General features: G+C 65.6%; 19 protein-coding genes. 12 read left to right on the top strand and 7 right to left on the bottom strand.

Annotated elements, in window-relative coordinates; genetic code table 11:
* Window positions 1-42 precede the first annotated feature (42 nt).
* The gene (gltX, locus tag JNL31_RS04225) at window positions 43-1443 is read left to right on the top strand and encodes a glutamate--tRNA ligase (protein ID WP_294970413.1); all 1401 of its coding nucleotides are present in this window, start codon (window positions 43-45) and stop codon (window positions 1441-1443) included.
* A 96-nt stretch (window positions 1444-1539) separates the two neighbouring features.
* Window positions 1540-2829, top strand: coding sequence for a citrate synthase (locus JNL31_RS04230; RefSeq protein ID WP_294970415.1), 1290 nt, complete (start codon window positions 1540-1542; stop codon window positions 2827-2829).
* A 64-nt stretch (window positions 2830-2893) separates the two neighbouring features.
* On the opposite strand, the gene aguB is transcribed toward JNL31_RS04230, so the two are convergent.
* From aguB to JNL31_RS04245, 3 genes are all read right to left on the bottom strand, one after another.
* Complete coding sequence (gene aguB / locus JNL31_RS04235; RefSeq protein ID WP_294970417.1) at window positions 2894-3766, bottom strand: N-carbamoylputrescine amidase; 873 nt, start codon at window positions 3764-3766, stop codon at window positions 2894-2896.
* A gap of 62 nt (window positions 3767-3828) precedes the next feature.
* Window positions 3829-4902, bottom strand: a complete 1074-nt coding sequence (locus JNL31_RS04240; protein ID WP_294970419.1) for a DUF2235 domain-containing protein — start codon at window positions 4900-4902, stop codon at window positions 3829-3831.
* Between the two features lie 117 nt (window positions 4903-5019).
* Complete coding sequence (locus JNL31_RS04245) at window positions 5020-6165, bottom strand: type III PLP-dependent enzyme (RefSeq protein ID WP_294970421.1); 1146 nt, start codon at window positions 6163-6165, stop codon at window positions 5020-5022.
* A gap of 216 nt (window positions 6166-6381) precedes the next feature.
* Here JNL31_RS04245 and JNL31_RS04250 point away from each other — a divergent pair, with 216 nt between their 5' ends.
* From JNL31_RS04250 to JNL31_RS04260, 3 genes are all read left to right on the top strand, one after another.
* The gene (locus JNL31_RS04250) at window positions 6382-6813 is read left to right on the top strand and encodes an Lrp/AsnC family transcriptional regulator (RefSeq protein WP_294970423.1); all 432 of its coding nucleotides are present in this window, start codon (window positions 6382-6384) and stop codon (window positions 6811-6813) included.
* Window positions 6814-6963: 150 nt separating this feature from the next.
* Complete coding sequence (locus JNL31_RS04255) at window positions 6964-8049, top strand: MupA/Atu3671 family FMN-dependent luciferase-like monooxygenase (protein ID WP_294970425.1); 1086 nt, start codon at window positions 6964-6966, stop codon at window positions 8047-8049.
* A 283-nt stretch (window positions 8050-8332) separates the two neighbouring features.
* The gene (locus JNL31_RS04260; RefSeq protein ID WP_294970427.1) at window positions 8333-9847 is read left to right on the top strand and encodes an ABC-F family ATP-binding cassette domain-containing protein; all 1515 of its coding nucleotides are present in this window, start codon (window positions 8333-8335) and stop codon (window positions 9845-9847) included.
* A 143-nt stretch (window positions 9848-9990) separates the two neighbouring features.
* Here the strand turns inward: JNL31_RS04260 and JNL31_RS04265 are convergent, their stop codons facing one another.
* The 3 genes from JNL31_RS04265 to JNL31_RS04275 form a co-directional block, all read right to left on the bottom strand.
* Window positions 9991-11451 carry an AMP-binding protein gene (locus JNL31_RS04265; RefSeq protein WP_294970429.1) on the bottom strand — a complete coding sequence of 487 codons (1461 nt, stop codon included), beginning with the start codon at window positions 11449-11451 and terminating at the stop codon, window positions 9991-9993.
* A gap of 65 nt (window positions 11452-11516) precedes the next feature.
* Entirely contained in the window at window positions 11517-12269 is a 753-nt protein-coding gene (locus tag JNL31_RS04270; protein ID WP_294970431.1) for an EcsC family protein, read from the bottom strand.
* Window positions 12270-12309: 40 nt separating this feature from the next.
* On the bottom strand, window positions 12310-12795 hold the full coding sequence (locus tag JNL31_RS04275) for a GNAT family N-acetyltransferase (RefSeq protein WP_294970433.1): 486 nt from the start codon (window positions 12793-12795) through the stop codon (window positions 12310-12312).
* A gap of 124 nt (window positions 12796-12919) precedes the next feature.
* On the opposite strand from JNL31_RS04275, the gene JNL31_RS04280 reads away from it, so the two are divergent.
* The 7 genes from JNL31_RS04280 (at window position 12920) to JNL31_RS04310 (ending at window position 17505) form a co-directional block, all read left to right on the top strand.
* On the top strand, window positions 12920-13507 hold the full coding sequence (locus JNL31_RS04280) for a flavin reductase family protein (protein ID WP_294970435.1): 588 nt from the start codon (window positions 12920-12922) through the stop codon (window positions 13505-13507).
* Entirely contained in the window at window positions 13504-13923 is a 420-nt protein-coding gene (locus JNL31_RS04285; RefSeq protein ID WP_294970437.1) for a PACE efflux transporter, read from the top strand. The genes JNL31_RS04280 and JNL31_RS04285 overlap by 4 nt, the downstream gene beginning before the upstream one ends.
* Window positions 13924-14063: 140 nt before the next feature.
* The gene (gene rpsF, locus JNL31_RS04290) at window positions 14064-14522 is read left to right on the top strand and encodes a 30S ribosomal protein S6 (RefSeq protein WP_294970440.1); all 459 of its coding nucleotides are present in this window, start codon (window positions 14064-14066) and stop codon (window positions 14520-14522) included.
* Window positions 14523-14542: 20 nt separating this feature from the next.
* Complete coding sequence (gene rpsR / locus JNL31_RS04295) at window positions 14543-14770, top strand: 30S ribosomal protein S18 (protein ID WP_125327012.1); 228 nt, start codon at window positions 14543-14545, stop codon at window positions 14768-14770.
* A gap of 12 nt (window positions 14771-14782) precedes the next feature.
* Window positions 14783-15352 (top strand): 50S ribosomal protein L9, encoded by a 570-nt coding sequence (rplI, locus tag JNL31_RS04300; protein ID WP_294970444.1) that lies wholly within the window; start codon window positions 14783-14785, stop codon window positions 15350-15352.
* A 137-nt stretch (window positions 15353-15489) separates the two neighbouring features.
* Window positions 15490-16503 (top strand): GSU2403 family nucleotidyltransferase fold protein, encoded by a 1014-nt coding sequence (locus JNL31_RS04305; RefSeq protein ID WP_294970446.1) that lies wholly within the window; start codon window positions 15490-15492, stop codon window positions 16501-16503.
* A gap of 57 nt (window positions 16504-16560) precedes the next feature.
* On the top strand, window positions 16561-17505 hold the full coding sequence (locus JNL31_RS04310) for a DMT family transporter (RefSeq protein WP_294970448.1): 945 nt from the start codon (window positions 16561-16563) through the stop codon (window positions 17503-17505).
* A gap of 28 nt (window positions 17506-17533) precedes the next feature.
* Here the strand turns inward: JNL31_RS04310 and tig are convergent.
* The coding region (gene tig / locus JNL31_RS04315; RefSeq protein ID WP_294970450.1) for a trigger factor at window positions 17534-18863 on the bottom strand (1330 nt) is incomplete at its 5' end.

The following is an 18863-nucleotide window of genomic DNA, read 5'->3' on the forward strand; positions in this document are numbered from 1 at the left end:
GGAATCCTAAGCCGGCCATGGTTTCCGAAAGGTTAACGCCTGATGTCTTCGCAAGTTGTCACCCGCTTCGCACCCTCGCCCACGGGCTACCTGCACATTGGCGGCGGCAGGACGGCGCTTTTCAACTGGCTTTATGCCCGCGGACGGGGCGGCAAGTTCCTGCTGCGGATCGAGGATACCGACCGCGAAAGGTCCACCCCCGAGGCGACTGCGGCGATCCTGCGGGGCCTCACCTGGCTTGGCCTCGACTGGGACGGCGATGTCGTCAGCCAGTTCGCGCGCAAGGACCGCCATGCCGAGGTCGCGCATGAGATGCTTGCGCGAGGAACGGCCTACAAGTGCTTCTCGACACAAGAAGAAATCGCCGCCTTCCGCGCCGCCGAGGAAGCCGCCGGGCGTTACCCGGTATTTCTCTCGCCATGGCGCGACGCGGACCCGTCCACGCACCCCGATGCCCCTTACGTCATCCGCATGAAGGCCCCCCGAACGGGAGAGACGCTGATCGACGACCAGGTGCAGGGTCGCGTCACGATCAGGAACGAGACGCTCGACGACATGATCGTCCTGCGCTCCGATGGCACGCCGGTCTACATGCTTGCCGTCGTGGTCGATGACCATGACATGGGCGTCACCCATGTGATCCGGGGGGATGACCACCTGAACAACGCCGCCCGGCAGCAGATGGTCTATGACGCGATGGGCTGGGCGGTGCCGGTCTGGGCGCATATCCCGCTGATCCACGGGCCGGACGGCAAGAAGCTGTCGAAGCGGCACGGGGCGACGGGGGTCGAGGAATACCAGGCGATGGGCTACCCGGCAGCGGGGATGCGCAACTACCTGACGCGGCTTGGCTGGGCGCATGGCGATGCCGAGATCTTTACCAGCGAAGACGCGATGCAGATGTTCGACCTGTCCGGAATTGGTCGAGCCCCGGCGCGGCTCGACTTCAAGAAGCTGGAAAACACCTGCGGGCATCACATGGCGATGGCCGACGATGCCGCACTGCTGCATGAATTGCAGGCCTTCCTTGTCGCCGCGGGCCGTGATGCGCTGACCGAAGCGCAGGTTGAGCGGATGAAGATAGCCCTGCCCTTCCTCAAGAAATCTGCGAAGACTTTCCCGGAACTGATGGAAAAGGCGACATTTCTGCTTATCGAGCGCCCCATTTCCCCCGACGCAAAGGCAAGCGAGGCGCTGGACACGGTATCCCGTGGTATACTGAAATCATTGACGCCGCGACTGCAAAATGCTAGCTGGACAAAGGACGCACTGGAACCGATCCTGAACCAGATTGCCGAGGAAAACGGCATCGGGTTCGGCAAGCTTGCAGCGCCTCTGCGGGCCGCGCTTGCGGGCCGGACTGTAACACCTTCCGTCTACGACATGATGCTGACCATCGGTCGTGAGGAAACCGTCGCCAGGCTGTCGGACGCCGCCGCTTGAAGTCGCGCCCCCCGGCCTTGAAGCCGCCCCGACCGGGGTGCAGGATAGCCAATGGCCGCCCCTGCCAGGGTGCGACCGCCATGATCGGGGAGAACCATGTCGGACAACGCTGCCAAGCTTGAGCTAAACGGGACCACCTATGACCTGCCCGTTCTCAAACCCACCCTCGGCCCTGATGTGCTGGACATCCGCAAGCTTTACGGCGAGGCGGATGTCTTCACCTTCGACCCGGGTTTCACCTCGACCGCCGCCTGCGAAAGCGCGATCACCTTCATTGATGGCGACGTGGGCGAGCTTCTGTATCGCGGCTATCCCATTGAACAGCTGGCCGACAAGTCGACGCATCTCGAAGTCTGCTACCTGCTTCTCTATGGTGAGCTGCCGACCTCGTCGCAACTGGCCGATTTCACCCAGCGCGTGACCCGGCACACGATGGTGCACGAGCAGATGCACTACTTCTTCCGCGGCTTCCGTCGCGATGCGCATCCGATGGCCACGATGGTGGGCGTCGTCGGCGCGATGGCCGCCTTCTACCACGACTCGACCGACATCAACGATCCCTGGCAGCGCGAGGTCGCCGCGATCCGGATGATCGCCAAGCTGCCGACCATTGCCGCGATGGCCTACAAGTACTCGGTCGGCCAGCCCTTCGTCTATCCGAAGAACGCGCTCAGCTATTCGGGCAACTTCCTGCACATGTGCTTCGCCGTCCCGGCCGAGGATTACGTCGTCTCGCCGGTCCTGGAAAAGGCGATGGACCGCATCATGATGCTGCATGCCGACCACGAGCAGAACGCCTCGACCTCGACCGTGCGGCTGGCGGGGTCGTCGGGTGCCAACCCCTTCGCCTGCATCGCGGCGGGCATCGCCTGCCTCTGGGGGCCCGCGCATGGCGGGGCGAACCAGGCGGCGCTGGAACAGCTGCGCGAGATCGGGACCGTCGACCGCATCCCGGAATTCATCGCCAAGGCCAAGGACAAGACCAGCGGCATCAAGCTGATGGGCTTCGGCCACCGGGTCTACAAGAACTTCGATCCCCGCGCGAAGGTGATGAAGGAAAGCGCCGACGAGGTGCTGGGCCTTCTCGGGGTCGAGAACAACCCGCTCCTTCAGGTCGCCAAGGAACTGGAGCGGATCGCGCTGGAGGATGACTACTTCATCTCGAAGAAGCTGTACCCGAACGTCGACTTCTATTCCGGCATCATCCTGGAAGCGATGGGCTTCCCGACCGCGATGTTCACGCCGATCTTCGCGATTTCCCGCACCGTCGGCTGGATCAGCCAGTGGAAAGAGATGATCGGCGAGAAGAACCAGAAGATCGGTCGCCCCCGGCAGCTGTACATCGGCCCGGCCAAGCGCGACTACGTCGACCTGCGCCACCGTTGAGGCATCGCATCATGCAAGACAAAGGCCGCCCTCGGGGCGGCCTTTTCCTTCTGAACGCTCGCTTCTAGCCGCGCCCGTCAAGCGTGCCGACGCCCCGGTAAAGCTCCGGCCGCCGATCGCGAAACAGGCCCCAACTGGCCCGAAGCGCAGCAATCGCCTCCAGGTCGAACTGGTGCGTCAGAACGCCCTCCGTCACCCGGTCGGCCTTGGCCATCAACTGCCCGGCATGGTCGGCGATGAAGCTTGACCCGTAGAATGTCACCTCGCGCCCGTCCGGCGCCACTTCCGTCCCGATCCGGTTCGAGGCGATCACCGGCATGATGTTCGCCGCCGCATGGCCGCGCATCGTCATCTCCCAATGCGGCTGGCTGTCATAGCCGGGCGCGGGCGGTTCCGAGCCGATGGCCGTCGGGTAAAACAGCATCTCCGCCCCCATCAGCGCCATCGAGCGGGCGCATTCCGGGAACCACTGGTCCCAGCAGATGCCCACGCCGATCCGGCCAAAGGCGGTGTCCCAGACCTTGAACCCGGTGTCGCCGGGCGAGAAATAGTATTTCTCCTCATAGCCCGGACCCTGCGGGATGTGGCTTTTCCGGTAGAGCCCCAGCACGCGGCCATCCGCATCGACCATGGCGAGCGAGTTGAAGAAGGCCTGGCCCGCGCGTTCGAAGAAGCTGACCGGGATCACCACGCCCAGCTCGCGCGCCAAGGCGGCGAAGCGGCCGACCAGCGGGTTGCCGTCCAAGGGCTTGGCCAGGTCGAAATACTTCGGATGCTGCTCGATGCAGAAATAGGGGGCGGCGAACAGCTCCTGGATCAGCACGACCTGCGCCCCCTGGGCCGCGGCCGCACGCACCAAGGCTTCGGCCTTTTCGGCGTTGGCGGGCAGGTCCCAGCTGCAGGCGAACTGCGTTGCGGCAACGGTGACGGATCTCATGGGGCGCGGCCTTTGCACAGGGTTTGCCGCAGCCTAAAGCGCGGCCTCCGCCGCTTGAAGCCCTATTCTGCCGGTTGCTCGCTGGGCCAGCGCGTCCCGGCGGCAGCTATTGCCGTGGCGTGCAGCCGTTCCGAACGGTCGCGCCCTACCAGCCTTGGTCGCCGCAAGAGGAACGCCTTGCCCCAGCTGCGCCAGGTCCCGACCATCGGCGCCTCTGGATCGCAGGGAAACCGGGATCGCCAGCCCGCGGGCAGCGCGAGACCCAGCGCCTCGGCCCGTTCCAGCATCCAGACAAGGGGGATATTGGCCAAGGGCCGCGCCGCCGCGAAATCACCGATCTGTCCGCCAATGTCGGCATGGGCGCCGCGGAACCAGACCTGCTCGACGTTGCCCTCCCAGCCCGGCGGGCAGTCCCACAGGACCGGCGCAAAGGCCTCGCGCGTCTCGTTCAGGGCCAGGGCGTGATAACCGTGACGGATCGAGCTGCCAAGCTGATGGCTGTGAAAGCCGTGGCGGTCCTTCGCGAGCATCCAGAAGAACGGCAGCCGCAGCCCCAGCGCCTTGACCGTATCCCAGACGCCCACCATCTCGATCGGCGCTTCCGAATGGCAGAACCGCCGGACGAAGGCTTGGCTCGACAGGCTGTCCGACGCCCGTTCATAATGCCGCCAGGCCAGCCGAACCGCCCGTTCCGTGGCATGCTCCCGCTTCAGAAGCCCGACCCGGTCGATCACGCCCGCAAGCGAGCGCACCGCATAGGCGCCCCGCGAATATCCGAACAGGAAGATCCGGTCCCCTTCGCGATAGCCCGAGGCAAGCCAGCCATAGGCCCGCTGAATCTGCGGCGCGGTGCCACGCCCCTCCAGGATCGCCACGCCGCGCAGCCAACCTTCCCACTGCATCCCGGGTTCATAGTACAGCCGCCGGTTGGCGTGGCGGCCCATTTCCTGCAAGAGCCGGAAGAGAAGCCCCGCATTGCCCTCCTGCCCCGGCTCCACGCTCGACATTGTGCCATCCAGAATCACCACATGGTCGACGACCCCGCGAACCCGACCCGGAACCGGCGCGGGCGCAGGTTCCACCTCGGCCTCGACCGTGCGGCGGAAGAAACTGCGGATGCGATCCAGAAGGCGCATGGGCCTCCCCTTGCAGAGGTCGGCCCGCCCGCGTCCAGCGTGGCCATGCTAAAAAGCTAAACGCCCGGCGGGATTTGTCCAGCCGGGCGCCACGATTTCACGAAGGTTTTCAGACAGTCAGAGTTTCAGGCTCAGGACCGTTGCCATCTGCAACTCGCCAAAGCCGTTGAAGCGGGTATTGGTGACGGTCGAATAGGACCCCATCCCCTGCCAGATCACGAAATCGCCCTCGGCCAGATCGGACGGCAGCGAAATCTCTCCCGGCAGCCGGTCGACCGAATCGCAGGTCGGGCCGAAGACGATGCGTGAAACCGGGTCGCCCTTGCGCTTCTCGCCTGCGGGCGTCAGCACCTCGATCCGGTCGATCACCCCGATCATCGGCAGTTCGGTCAGCGAGCCGTAGACGCCGTCGTTCAGGAAGACATGCGTCCCGTCGCGCAGCGCCTTGACCCGGGCGGCCAGCGCGAAGGCATCGCCGCACAGTGCCCGGCCCGGCTCGCAGACCAGCGCCGGGCGATCAGCGCCGAAGGCCTCGGTCGCGACGCGGTCGATCAGGGCGAAGGTTTCCTCGATCTGCGGCACGATCCCTGTCATCCGGTGGTTCGGGAAGCCCCCGCCCACGTTCAGCCGTGCGATCTTCACCCCCGCCGTCCTCGCGATCACCGCCGCCTCGCGGATATAGGCTTCCCAGGCATGGGGGTCAGTGCATTGCGTGCCGGGGTGGAAGGTGATCGAGGGGATATAGCCCGCCTCGGCCACGGTCTTCAGAAGCTCCGCCGCCAGCTCTTCGGTCGCGCCGAACTTGGCGCCGAAGTTGTAGGCGGCCCCCGCAACCGGCAGCTTGAAGCGCACCGAGATCTCGGTGCCTTCGACTGGTACCATCTCGATCAGCTTCGCCAGTTCCGACTTCGAATCGACGCTGTAGCTCTTCACCCCCCGCTCGACGGCATAGGCGATCTCGTGCCGCGCGCGGACCGGGTTGTTGTAGTGGATCGCCGCATCGGGCGCCAAGCGGCGGATCAGGTCGATCTCGAAGGGCGAGGCGCAGTCGAAGCCGCGCACGCCCGCCGCCGCCAGGTTCTCCACCATGGCCTCGCCGGGGTTCGACTTGACGGCATAGGTGACAAGGCCCGGGAAGCCGTCGATGAACCGGCGCGCCGCGGCCTGTGCAGCGGACGGCGCGAAGAACAGCACCGGGTTCTCCGGCGCCTGTTTCTTCAGAAAATCGGTCGGGTTGGTCCAGATTGTCTTGGAGAGTCCCATCGGCGTATTTCCCTTTGCCAACAAGACGCTTCGCCCTTCCCTCGTGCAGCTTCGGGACCGGGCACCAGCGTGGTTTCAAGTGAACCAGGCCAGGTGCGTATGAGCCGCCCTTTTCCTGCAATCGAGGATGCCGCATATGGTGTACAAACTCACCGAACAAAACTATATAAATGCACGTTTTCATAGTTATAATGCCGAAAAGGGACGACATTCTGCATGGATGAGCTGGATCGCAACATCATCGGGCTTCTCTCCGCCGACGCACGGGTTTCGGTGGCCACCCTCTCGCGCCGGTTGAAGGTCGCGCGGTCGACGATCCAGGCCCGGCTGGAGCGGCTGGAGACCTCTGGCGTCATTGCCGGCTACACGCTGAAACTGGGCGAAGCCGCACGGGAAGGTCGGCTGCGGGCGTCCGTCCTGCTCACCATCGAACCCCGCTCGCAGGCGGCCGTGCTGGCGCGACTGCGCTCGATTGCCGAGATCGAGCGGGTGTTTACGACCAGCGGTCGCTTCGACTTCCTGGTGCAGGTCGCCTGCCCCAATACCCAGGTGCTCGATTCGGTTCTGGACCAGATCGGCGCGATGACAGGGGTGCGGGCCTCGGAGAGCCTGATCCACCTGTCGACGAAGATCGACCGGGCGGTGTGATCCGAGCGGGGGCAGGTCCGGGCCATTATTGCCGGTTCCGAAACGATCTGTCCGCCAACCGCCCGGCAATGGCTTGACCCAAGTCAAACCCCGGCAGAGCGGGGCACTCTAGACTTTGCGGGCTTCTTACGTTCCTTGTCAGGTGCGCCCATGGAATTCGGTCTGTTCTTTTTCGCCAATGACACCTCCGGCGCCGGTCAGGTTGGCAAATACGACCTGATCTTCGAGGCCGCCCGCTGGGCCGACCAGAACGGCATGGCCCGGCTCTGGGTGCCGGAACGGCATTTCCACAGCTTTGGCGGGCTGTCGCCGAACCCCTCCGTCCTCGCCGCCGCCCTTGCGGGAGTGACGAAGCGCATCCAGATCTGCGCCGGCAGCGTGGTCCTGCCGCTGCACGACCCGATCCGCGTGGCCGAGGAATGGTCAATCGTCGACAACGTCTCCGGCGGCCGGGTGGGGCTTGGCATCGCCAGCGGCTGGGTGCCGAATGATTTCGTCATCTCGGGCCACCAGGACGATTTCCGGAACCGCAAGGAAGTGTTCCGCGAGCGGACCGAGATGCTGCGCCGGTTGTGGCGGGGCGAGCCGCACCGCGTGACGAACCCGCTGGGCGAGGACTTCGATGTCCGCGTGATGCCGCGCCCGGTGCAGCCGGATTTGCCGATCTGGATCACTGCCGCCGCCAACCCTGAAACCTTCCGCGAAGCCGGGGCGATGGGCGCGAACGTGCTGACCCATCTTCTCGGCCAGACGGTCGAGGATCTGGCCCAGAAGATCGTGACCTACCGCGCGGCCAGGGCGGCTGCGGGACATGACGGCCGGGGCACCGTCACCCTGATGCTGCACACGCTTGTCGGCGATGATGACGAGGAGGTGCATGACCTCGCCCGCCAGCCGATGATGAATTACCTTGGCGCGTCCTTCGACCTTGCGTCCCGGCATTTGGCCTCGGTGCCCTTCCTGAAGGACCCCAGCCGCATCGACGTGACGCAGTTGACGCCGGAACTCGCCGAAGCCGCGCTGGAAGCCTCGTTCGAGAAGTATTTCTACATGGGCAGCCTCCTCGGCTCCTACGACAAGTGTCTGGCGACGGTGGACCAATTGGCCAGGCTGGACGTGGACGAGGTGGCCTGTCTGGTCGACTTCGGGGTCGATCCGGCGGTGGTGATGAAGGGGCTCGAAAACCTCAACGTGCTGCGGAAACTCGCCAATCCGGAGCCCCTGCGCGCTGCGTGAAGTCGCGCAGGGACCGTTGGCGCGGAAACTGCCCGGCTCTCGATCAGGGAACGGCCTGCACCGAACGGGAAGCGATTGCCAAGTCCGTCCTTCCCCGGCTAGGCTCGCCCCGTCACTCAGCACGAAGGAGGAAGCCGGTGCGCCGCCATCGCTTCCAGCACGCAACCGGCCCTGTCTCTGCCCCGCGCCTGACCTCGCGGGGCTGACCTCGGGCCGCATCGCCGTCTCAACGTCAGCCTTTCCGGCACGGCTTCCTGTGCCTTCCTGATCCGTTGAGACCGCCATGTCCCTGATTTCGCTCAAAGACCTCTCGCTGACCCGCACGCACGTCCTGTTCAAAGACCTCGGTCTTTCTATCGCCAAGGGGGATCGCCTTGGCCTTGTCGCCGCGAACGGCAAGGGCAAATCCTCCCTCTTGCGGATCATGGCGGGCATCGACGAAGCCACCACCGGCGCGCTGACCACCGCGCGCGGTCTGGTCGCCGCCCTCGCCCCGCAGGACCCGCCCGCCCACCTCCTGCCCCTCACCTTCCACGATGCCGTGCGCAATGCCCTCGCGCCCGAAGTCGCCGAAACCGAAGGCTGGCGCGTGGACATCCTGCTGGATGACCTTGCCGTCGATCAGGCCACAAGACAGCGCCTTGTCCGCGACCTCTCCGGCGGCTGGCAGCGGACCATGCTGCTCGCCCGGGCCGCCGTGATCGAACCCGACCTCCTTCTCCTCGACGAACCGACCAACCATCTCGACCTTGGCCGCATCGGCGTGCTGCAACGGTTCCTGGCCGCCCTTCCGCGCGACTGTGCCGTCGTCGCGGCCAGCCACGACCGGGCTTTCCTGGACGACACCAGCACCCGGACGCTCTTCCTGCGCACCGATACCAGCGAGGATTTCCCCCTGCCCTATTCCCGCGCCCTTGCAGCCCTGCAGGAGCGCGACACGGCACGCGGGCGGCAGTTCGAAAACGACATGCGCAAGGTCCGCGCCCTGCGCCAACAGGCGGCAAAGCTGAAGAACATCGGCATCAACTCCGGGTCCGACCTTCTGGTGGTCAAGACCAAACAGCTGTCCGACCGCGCCGACAGGCTGGAAGACAGCGCTAAGCCCCTGGTCGCGGAACGGTCGGCCGGATCCATCCGCCTGACCAACAGCGGCACCCATGCCAAGGCGCTGGTGACGATCAAGGACATGACCATCACCACGCCGGACCAGCGCGCCCTGTTCCGGTCCGGGCAGTTCTGGATCGAAAACGGCGACCGCGTGGCCCTTCTCGGCGCGAATGGCACCGGAAAGACCCGTCTCGTCGCGCGGATCAGGGCTGCCATTCAGGGCGAAGGCGCCGATATCCGCCCGGCTGCAAGCCTCAAGCTCGGCTATTCCGATCAGGCGCTGGCGCAGCTTGACGGCTTTGCCTCGCCCTGGGAGGCGGTCAAGGCAAGCGCCGATATCGCCGACCAGCTGGCACGGTCGCAGCTCTCGGGCGCAGGCATCGCCATCGACGCCCAGACCGCGACGATTGCACGGCTGTCAGGCGGCCAGAAGGCCCGGCTGGCCATGCTGATCCTGCGGCTGGCGCAGCCGAACTTCTACCTGCTGGACGAGCCGACCAATCACCTCGACATCGAGGGCCAGGACATGCTGGAAAGCGAGCTGGTCGAACATGGCGCCGCCTGCCTTCTGGTCAGCCATGACCGGGCCTTCGTCCGCGCCGTGGCGACACGTTTCTGGGTCATCGAGGGGGGTCGGCTGACCGAAGTGGATGACCCCGACCCGGTCTTTGACCGGCTGATGCGGGGATGACCTCAGGGGGCGGGCCGGATGCCCGCTCCCCCGGCGTTCGGCCCCTTGTCTGCGGTAGCGGAAGTGTAAAGAACCGGTAAATGTCCGCGGCCAACCCATTGTTTTTAAAAGGGCAGAAATTCTGTCCACCGTGGACACCTCTCTCACCCGCCTGCGAACAGCCCCGCATGGAGCCGTCGAAGTTCCGCCTTCTGGACCTTCCCCATCGCATTCCTCGGCAGTTCCTCCAGCACGATCACCCGCTTTGGAATCTTGAAACCCGCCAGCCGGTCCCGCAGCGCCGCCCGCACCACCTCGGGGTCGACCCCGCCCACCACGCAGGCCACCACCGCCTCGCCGAAGTCCGGGTGCGGCACCCCGATGACAGCCGAGGCCGCAACCCCCGGCAGCTCGTCCAGCGCCGCCTCGACCTCGGCCGGGTAGACATTCAGGCCCCCGGTGATCACCAGGTCCTTCTCCCGCCCCAGGATCGACAGGTAGCCCCCGGCATCGAAGGCCCCCATGTCGCCGGTCACGAACCAGCCGTCCCGGAACTCCTCCGCCGTCTTCTCCGGCAGCCGCCAGTAGCCCTTGAAGACGTTCGGCCCCCGCACCTCGATCGCCCCCGCCTCGCCCTGCGGCAGCGCCCCCTCCGGCCCAGTGATCCGCACCTCCACCCCCGGCAGCGGCATCCCCACGGTCCCCGCCTTCCGCTCCCCCTCATAGGGGTTCGAGGTGATCATGTTCGTCTCGGTCATCCCGTAGCGTTCCAGGATCGCATGGCCGGTGCGGTCCCGCCACTCGGCATGGGTCGCCGGGGAGAGCGGCGCCGAGCCGGAAATGAAGAGCCTCACCCCGGCGCAGACCTCGCGGGTCAGGCCGGGGTCGGCGAGGAGACGGGTGTAGAAGGTCGGCACCCCCATCATCACCGTCGCCTTCGGCAGCGCGGCCAGCACGGCGGCGGGCTGGAAGGCTGGGTGGAAGATCATGCTGGCGCCGGAGTAAAGGACGCAGTTGGTGGCGACGAACAGCCCGTGGGTATGGAAGACCGGCAGGGCGTGGAGAAGGACGTCGCCCCCGGTGAACCGCCACAGCGCCACCAGCGCCTCGGCGTTCGAGGCGAGGTTTTCGCGGGTCAGCATCACCCCCTTCGACCGGCCCGTGGTGCCGGAGGTGTAAAGGATCGCCGCCAGATCGTCGGGGCCGTGGTCGGGGTCGTCGAACGCTGCCCCCTGCCCCGCAGCCGTCGCCAGCAGCTCGGGCAGCGCCATCACCCGCGCGCCAAGGGCGGCGAGGCCGGCCACCCTTGCGGGATCGGTGACGGCGAGCGCAGGTTCAGCGTCGGTCAGGAAATGCGCGGTCTCGGCGACCGTGTAGCCGGGATTGACCGGCAGGAAGATGACGCCGGTCCGCAGGCAGGCAAGGTATAGCGACAGCACCGCCTCGCATTTCTCGGCCTGAAGCAGCAGCCGGTCGCCCTTGCGCAGCTCCAGCGCCAGCAGCGCGTTCGCCAGCCGCCCCGTCTGATCCAGCAGCGCGGCATAGCTGACGGGACCATCCTGCAACCAGACCCGACGCGGATTCTCCGCCGCCTGCTTCAGCTTCGCGATGATGTCGGTGCTCATGGCCCTCTCCCCTGCTTGCGGCATTTAGGCAAGCTGGCGGCGGAACCGCAACCGGCTGTCGCCGATCAGGCGCGGATGATCTTCGGCGGGGTCACGGCGATGCGGAATTCGGCCTCGACCGCGTCCGCCCCATGGACCTGCGCCAGCTTGATCAGCGCGAACCGGACCCGTGCCACTTCGCGGTAGTAGGACAGGAACGCCGCGTTCAGCGCCGCGCCCGAGACGGCGCCGATCACCGGCACCGCCTGCGCAGCCAACTTCTGGCCCAGAACGACGGCCAGCCTCGGCGCGATGGTCTTGATCAGGTTCTGCACCGTCGACCCGGTCAGCGCCAGGCGCGAGGCCAGGAATGAAGTGTTCACGCCATCGTCCTGCGCCAGCGGGCTGCCGGCGGCAAAGACCTGCAGGCATTCGGCGCGCACCCAGTCCTCGTCGGGATCAAGCCCTGCCTCCCGGGCCTCGCTGCGGATCATGTTCAGGATGAGCGTCACCGTGACCGGCAGTTCGGCCACCGCCGTCGCCAGCCCCCCGGCCCCGCCTGCCGCGCCTGCGGCCACGGCGGCTAGCATCGGCGCGCGGTCGCCAAGATCAGGGGCGCGACCCGCCAGCCCGTAGGAGGTTTCCAGCGCCTGCGCCGTCAGCCGCTCAAGCTGGGATCGGACGCCTTCGGGCAACAGCGAGAGCTGGCTTTCCAGCGTCAGGCCCAGCCGGTTCACCAGCCGGATCACCGGGCCATTCGCCCGTTTGTAGCGGCGGGCGAGCGGGGCGATCTCAGCGGCAAGGTCGGTGGCGGACGGCACGGGCAGGTTCTGATCCATGAGGAATGATATGGCCCCGCCAGGCCCGCACGCAATCCCGTCAGGTCGCTTTCGTGACCACCCCGGTCACGCCGTCCCAAGCCCCCGCCTTCAGGTCCAGCCCCAACACGCGGTCGGGGTTGGTGGGGGGCGGCATCTCCACCCCGGTCAGCTTCCTGAACCCGAAGCGGGCATAGTAGGGGGCGTCGCCGACCAGCATCACCCGTTCCCAGCCCAGCCGCCGCGCCTCGCCCAGACTTTCGTTGATCAGAAGGCCGCCCAAGCCCTCGCCTTGGTGGGTGGGGTGGACGGCGACGGGTCCTAGAAGCAGCACGTCATGTTCGCCGATCAGCGCGGGCCAGTAGCGGATGACGGCGGCAAGCGCGCCGCCATCGTCGCGCAGCGTCAGGCAGAGGGGCGCAACAGTCGGCACGCCATCGCGCAGGCGATAGGAGGACAGCGCCGTGCGGCCGGGGGCGAAACAGAGGTCGTAAAGCGCCTCGACCTCCCACCAGTCGTCTTCAGTCTCTTCCTCAAGCCGGTACACGCCTGTGCTTTCCCACCTGTCTTGCCGCTCCGAATCCGCTGGCCCGAAACCACTGGAAACGCGCCGTAACATGGCGCAGTCTCACGATCAATTTGCGACGGGCAATTTGTGAAAAGGCTACCCCATGTTCTACCGCCCCGCCGAGGGCCACGGCCTGCCGCACAGCCCGTTCTCGGCCATCGTCTCGCCCCGGCCGATCGGTTGGATCTCGACCCGCGCCTCGACGGGCGACAACCTGGCGCCCTATTCCTTCTTCAACGCCGTGGGCTACACGCCGCCGCAGGTGATGTTCGCGGGTGACTACCGCGACAGCATGGCGAACGCGATGGAAAGCGGGGTCTTCGCGGTGAACATCGTGGGCGAGGCCGCGCTGGAGGCAATGAACGCGACCTCGGCCCGCTTCCCGCGCGGGACGGACGAGTTCCTCGCGGCGGGGGTGGCGAAGGCCGAGTGCGTCGCCATCGACTGCCCGCGTGTCGACGATGCTCCGGCAACGCTGGAATGCCGGGTGGTGAAGCTGGTCGATCTGATCGGGCCGGAAAAGCTCCTGCTGGGCGAGGTCGTCGGCATCCACCTCCGCGACGACTGCCTTGTCGACGGGCGGCTGGATCCAGCGCGCTACCATCCGGCGGCGCGGCTGGGCTATCACGACTACACCTTCGTCCGCGAAGTGCGGGAATTGCGCCGCCCGAAGGACCCCGCGCAGGAATGACCCCGGCCCGCCGCAAGATCGTCTATGCCGTCAGCTTCGAGGCGCTGGGGACGCTCGTCGCCTCCGTCGCCCTGACACTGATGTCCGACGCCAGCGCCGGGTCGTCGCTGGTGCTGTCGGCGCTGACGGCCACCATCGCTCTGTGCTGGAGCTTCGTCTTCAACACGGGCTTCGAGGCCTGGGAGGCACGGCAGCCGATGAAAGGTCGGTCCCTGAAACGCCGCACCGTCCATGCCCTGATGTTCGAGGGCGGGTTGGTGCTGATCTGCATTCCGGTCATGGCCTGGTGGTTGCAGGTCGGCTACCTTGAGGCGCTGGCCTATGAGGCCGGGCTGATCGCGCTGTTCATCGCCTACACCTACGTCTTCACCTGGGGCTTCGACCGCATCTTCGGCCTGCCCGCCTCGGCCCGTTAGCCCTTGCGCCGGGGCGGGCAATCTGTATAAGGCCGCATCCTTTCCGCTTATCCATGAACCGGCGATGCCTCTCGTGGACGGGCTGCGGGAAGGGGTTTTCGCCCGTCCTATGAAGCCGCCCTGAAACGAAGGAAGCCCGCATGCCTCTTTACGAGCATGTCTTCATCTCGCGCCAGGACCTGTCCAACGCGCAAGCCGAAGGCCTTATCGAACACTTCTCCACCGTCCTCGCGGACAACGGCGGCAAGGTCGTTGAAAACGAGTACTGGGGCGTCAAGACGATGGCCTACAAGATCAACAAGAACCGCAAGGGGCATTATGCCTTCCTGAAGTCGGACGCGCCCGCCGCTGCCGTGCAGGAAATGGAACGCCTGATGCGCCTGCATGACGACGTGATGCGCGTGCTGACCATCAAGGTCGACAAGCACGGCGAAGGCCCGTCGGTCCAGATGCAGAAGCGTGACGAGCGTGACCGCGATGGCGAGCGTTCGGATCGCGGCGACCGTGGCGGTTTCGGTGGCGAACGCCGTGAGCGCCCGTCGTTCGGCGACCGTCCCGACCGTGGCGAGCGCCCGTCGTTCGGCGCCCCGCGTCGTTGATCTGAGAAAGGACATATACCATGGCGAACAAACCGTTTTTCCGCCGCCGCAAGGTCTGCCCCTTCTCGGGCGACAACGCTCCGGCGATCGACTACAAGGACACCCGTCTTCTCCAGCGCTACATCTCCGAGCGCGGCAAGATCGTCCCGTCCCGCATCACCGCAGTCTCGGCGAAGAAGCAGCGTGAACTGGCCACGGCCATCAAGCGCGCCCGCTTCCTGGCCCTGCTGCCCTATGCCGTGAAATAAGGAGCGACGCCAATGCAAGTCATCCTTCTGGAACGTGTGGCCAAGCTTGGCCAGATGGGCGAGGTCGTGAACGTCAAGGACGGCTACGCCCGCAACTTCCTCTTGCCGCAAGGCAAGGCGCTGCGCGCGAACGACGCGAACATCAAGTCGTTCGAAGTAAAGAAGGCCCAGCTGGAAGCCACCAACCTGGAAACCCGCAAGGAGGCCGAAGCTGTCGGCGCCAAGCTGGACGGCCAGACTTTCATCGTGATCCGCTCGGCCTCGGACGCCGGTGCGCTCTACGGTTCGGTCACGCCGCGCGATGCGGCGGAAGCTGCCACCGATGCGGGCTTCACCGTCAACCGCGGCCAGATCGTGCTGGACCGCCCGATCAAGGACCTGGGCCTGCACACCGTTTCGGTGGCGCTGCACCCGGAAGTCGCGGTGAAGATCAAGCTGAACGTGGCGCGGTCGGTCGAAGAGGCCGAGCTTCAAGCGTCCGGCAAGTCGATCCAGGAGCTTGCCGCCGAGGCGGAAGCCCAGGCCGAGTTCGAGATCGCCGAACTGTTCGACGAAGTCGGCGCGGCTGCGTCGGAAGAATAAGGCTTTCCCGTCAAGGGATTGTGAAACCGCGCCCGGGCAACCGGGCGCGGTTTTTCTTTTAGGGCACACATGTACAACACTCTTGTCATTTGTTGTACATGGCGCTATGTACAACAACCACAGAAAATGTTGTACAAATGATCTCCCGCCACAGTCTCATCGCGAATGCAGCCTATCATGACCTCCTGCAAAGCCTGCGGGATGAGGCCGTGTCCACACTGAAAGGCACGCCCACGCGCGAGATGCGCAATGGCCGGGCCTACTGGTATGACGTGCATCGTGTCGGAACCACCGTCCGAAAATCCTATATCGGCGAGGACACGCCCGCTTTGGCAGAAAGGCTACAGCAGCACAGGGATCTCGCCCAGGAACGACAGGCCCGAGCTGCCGCGCGAACCCGGCTGGTCCGCACATTGCGCGCGGAGGGCATGCTTGGCACGGATGCCGCAGTCGGCTCGATCCTGCAGACAGCCGAGCGCCTCGGTGTGTTTCGCCTTGGAGGCACTTTGGTCGGAACTCAAGCCTTCCGCCAGTACGAAGGCGAATTGGGAATTCGCATCTCTGGCCAGCAACTTGCCCAGACCGGCGACATTGACATAGCCCAATTCGAACGGCTGTCGTTTGCACTTGAGGACAAGGTGGAAAGCTCGCTTGCCGAAAGCTTCCACGCCCTTGATTTCGCACCCATCCCTTCCCTCAACCACCGCTCCGTCTGGCGTTGGCGGCAGACGAAATCCAACACGCTGGTCGAATTCCTCACCCCCTCGTTCCGCGCCGAAGAAGACATCCGCGACCTGCCCGCCCTTGGTGTCGCGGCGCAGTCGCTGCATTTCCTGAACTACCTGATCGCCGAGCCGATCAAGGCGGCTGCCCTCTACCGCTCGGGCGTTCTGGTCCAAATCCCCCGGCCCGAGGCCTACGCCATCCACAAGCTGATCGTCGCCGACCGTCGCAAGGGGCAGGATCAGCTCAAATCCCGCAAGGATCGCGCGCAGGCCGCGCTGCTGATCGAGGCCTTGGCCGAGGACAGGCCCGATGAGCTGCGCGAAGCCTACGACGACGCGATGGAGCGCGGGCCGCAATGGCGGGCGCATATCGAGGCCACTTTAAAGCGAGTGCCCGAGACCGCCGCAAAGCTTGCCGCGCTTTGACCAGTCGCTGTCGGGCAGAGGCAAGCCGGACGGCCCGGCCCGGGTAGCCTCACCCCCATGCAGATGACAGCCACCAGCCGCGGAATCCTTGCCCTTGTTGTCGGGATCGCGGTGTTTTCCTTGCAGGACGTGATCCTGAAACTCCTGTCGGGCGACTATCCGCTGTATCAGGCGATGATCATCCGCAGCCTGACCGCGGTTCCGCTCCTCCTGATCATCGTCCGGATTCTGGATGGCCGCCTGACCACGATCACCACGCCGAACTGGGCCCTGATGCTGGCGCGGGGTTTCCTGAACTTTGTCGCCTACACCGCCTATTACCTTGGCCTGGCGGCGATGCCGATGGCGGACACGGTTGCGCTGTTCTTCACCGCGCCCCTCTTCATCACCCTCTTCGCCGCCTTCGTCTTCAAGGAGCGGATCGGACCGACCACCCTGTTCGCGCTACTGGCCGGGTTCGCAGGGATGCTAATGATCTTCAATCCCAGCGACAGCGTGTTCGACCCCGCCGCCCTGCTGCCGGTCCTTGGTGCGTTCGGCTATGCGCTGACCCAGTTGGCGACGCGGGTGCTTGGCCGGACCGAGACGACGGCAGCGATGACCTTCTGGGGCAATCTGACTTTTCTCGCCAGCGCGCTTGCCCTTGCCGCCGTCTTCGGCTCCGGCGCCTATGAGGGCGCAACTCACCCCTCGCTGGCCTTCCTGACCCGGGGCTGGCAGGAGATGCCGCTTCGCGATCTCCTCCTCTTCATGTCCTGCGGGCTGATCGCCTCTATCGGGCTGTCGCTTCTGACCTATGCCTACCGCGTCGCGCCCTCGTCCTCGGTCGCGCCCTTCGAATACAGCTTCATCATCTGGGGCGTGCTCTGGGGCTGGCTGTTCTGGGAACAGCTTCCAACGGAGCTGGCCTGGGCGGGCATCGGGCTCCTGATCGGCGCGGGGCTGCTGGTGGTCCGGGCCGAGGCGCAAAACGAAAAGGCCGCACCCGAAGGCGCGGCCTGATCTCCTCCCGTCGGACCTGACCGGCCTCTTACATCTCGTCCAGCGCCTCGACGGCCTTCTGGAGCTTCTCTTTCGAGATTTCCTTCTCGGTCACTTTCGCAAGCCCGACCAGGTGGTCGACGACCTTGTCCTCGAAGACCGGCGCGCGCAGTTGCTGCTGCATCTGCTGGTTCTTCTGCACGAATTCGAAGAACTGGCGTTCCTGGCCCGGATACTGGCGGGCGGCGGCGAGGACCGCCTGGGTCATCTCGGCATCGGTCACGGTGACTTCGGCCTTGCGACCGACTTCTGCCAACAGAAGGCCCAGACGCACGCGACGCTCGGCCAGCTTCTTGTGCTCGTCCGTCGTCTCGATGGTCCCGTGGTTGTGGCCATGCTCGTTCGGGTTTTCCTCGTGCCAAAGCTGGTGCGCGATCTGGTTCGCCTCGGCTTCCACCAGGTTGCCCGGCAGGTCGAACTTGACCATCCCGTCCAGCTGGTCGAGGAGCGAGCGCTTCAGGACCGCGCGGGCCGCGCCCTTGTATTCGGCTTCCAGACGCTCGGCGACCTGCGTCTTCAGCGCGGCGAGATCGTCGGCGCCGAATTTCTTCGCCAGTTCGTCGTCGATCTCGGCCGCTTTCGGTTCCTTGACCGCCTTCACGGTGCAAGCGAAGACCGCAGCCTTGCCCGCCAGATGCGCAGCGCCGTATTCCGCCGGGAAGCTCACGTTGACCGAAACCTCGTCGCCGACCTTGGCGCCGACAAGCTGGGCCTCGAAGCCGGGAATGAAGGAGTTGGAGCCCAACACCAGCGGATAGTCCTCGGCCGAGCCGCCCTCGAACAGCTCACCGTCGACCGAGCCCTTGAAGTCGATCACGATCTGGTCGCCGTCCTTGGCCTTGGCGCCCTTCTTGCGGTCGTCGTAGGACTTGGCGGAGCCGGCAAGGTTCTCCAGCGCCTCGGCAATCGCCTTGTCGTCGGCCTTCACGACCAGCTTTTCCAGCTTGATCTTGCCGGCGTCGACATCGGGGATCGGGGGCAGCGCGTCATAGGTCATCTCGACCACGACATCAGTTCCCTCTTTCCAGTTTTCGCCGCCGACCATCTTCACCTCGGGCTGAAGCGCGGGGCGGTCGCCGGTCTTGTCGAAATGCTCCTTCATCGCGCCGTCGATGGCTTCCTGCATCGCGTCGCCCAGGATACGGGTGCCGAACTGTTTCTTCAGGATGGCGAGCGGAACCTTGCCCTTGCGGAAGCCCTTGATCTCGACCTCGGGCTGCGCCTCGATCAGCTTTTCCTGGACCTTCGCGTCCAGTTCGGCCGCCGTCACCGTGATGGTGTAGCCGCGCTTGAGGCCTTCGTTCAGGGTCTCGGTGACC

It is taken from the genome of Tabrizicola sp. (genome assembly GCF_016792905.1).
GTDB lineage: Bacteria > Pseudomonadota > Alphaproteobacteria > Rhodobacterales > Rhodobacteraceae > Tabrizicola.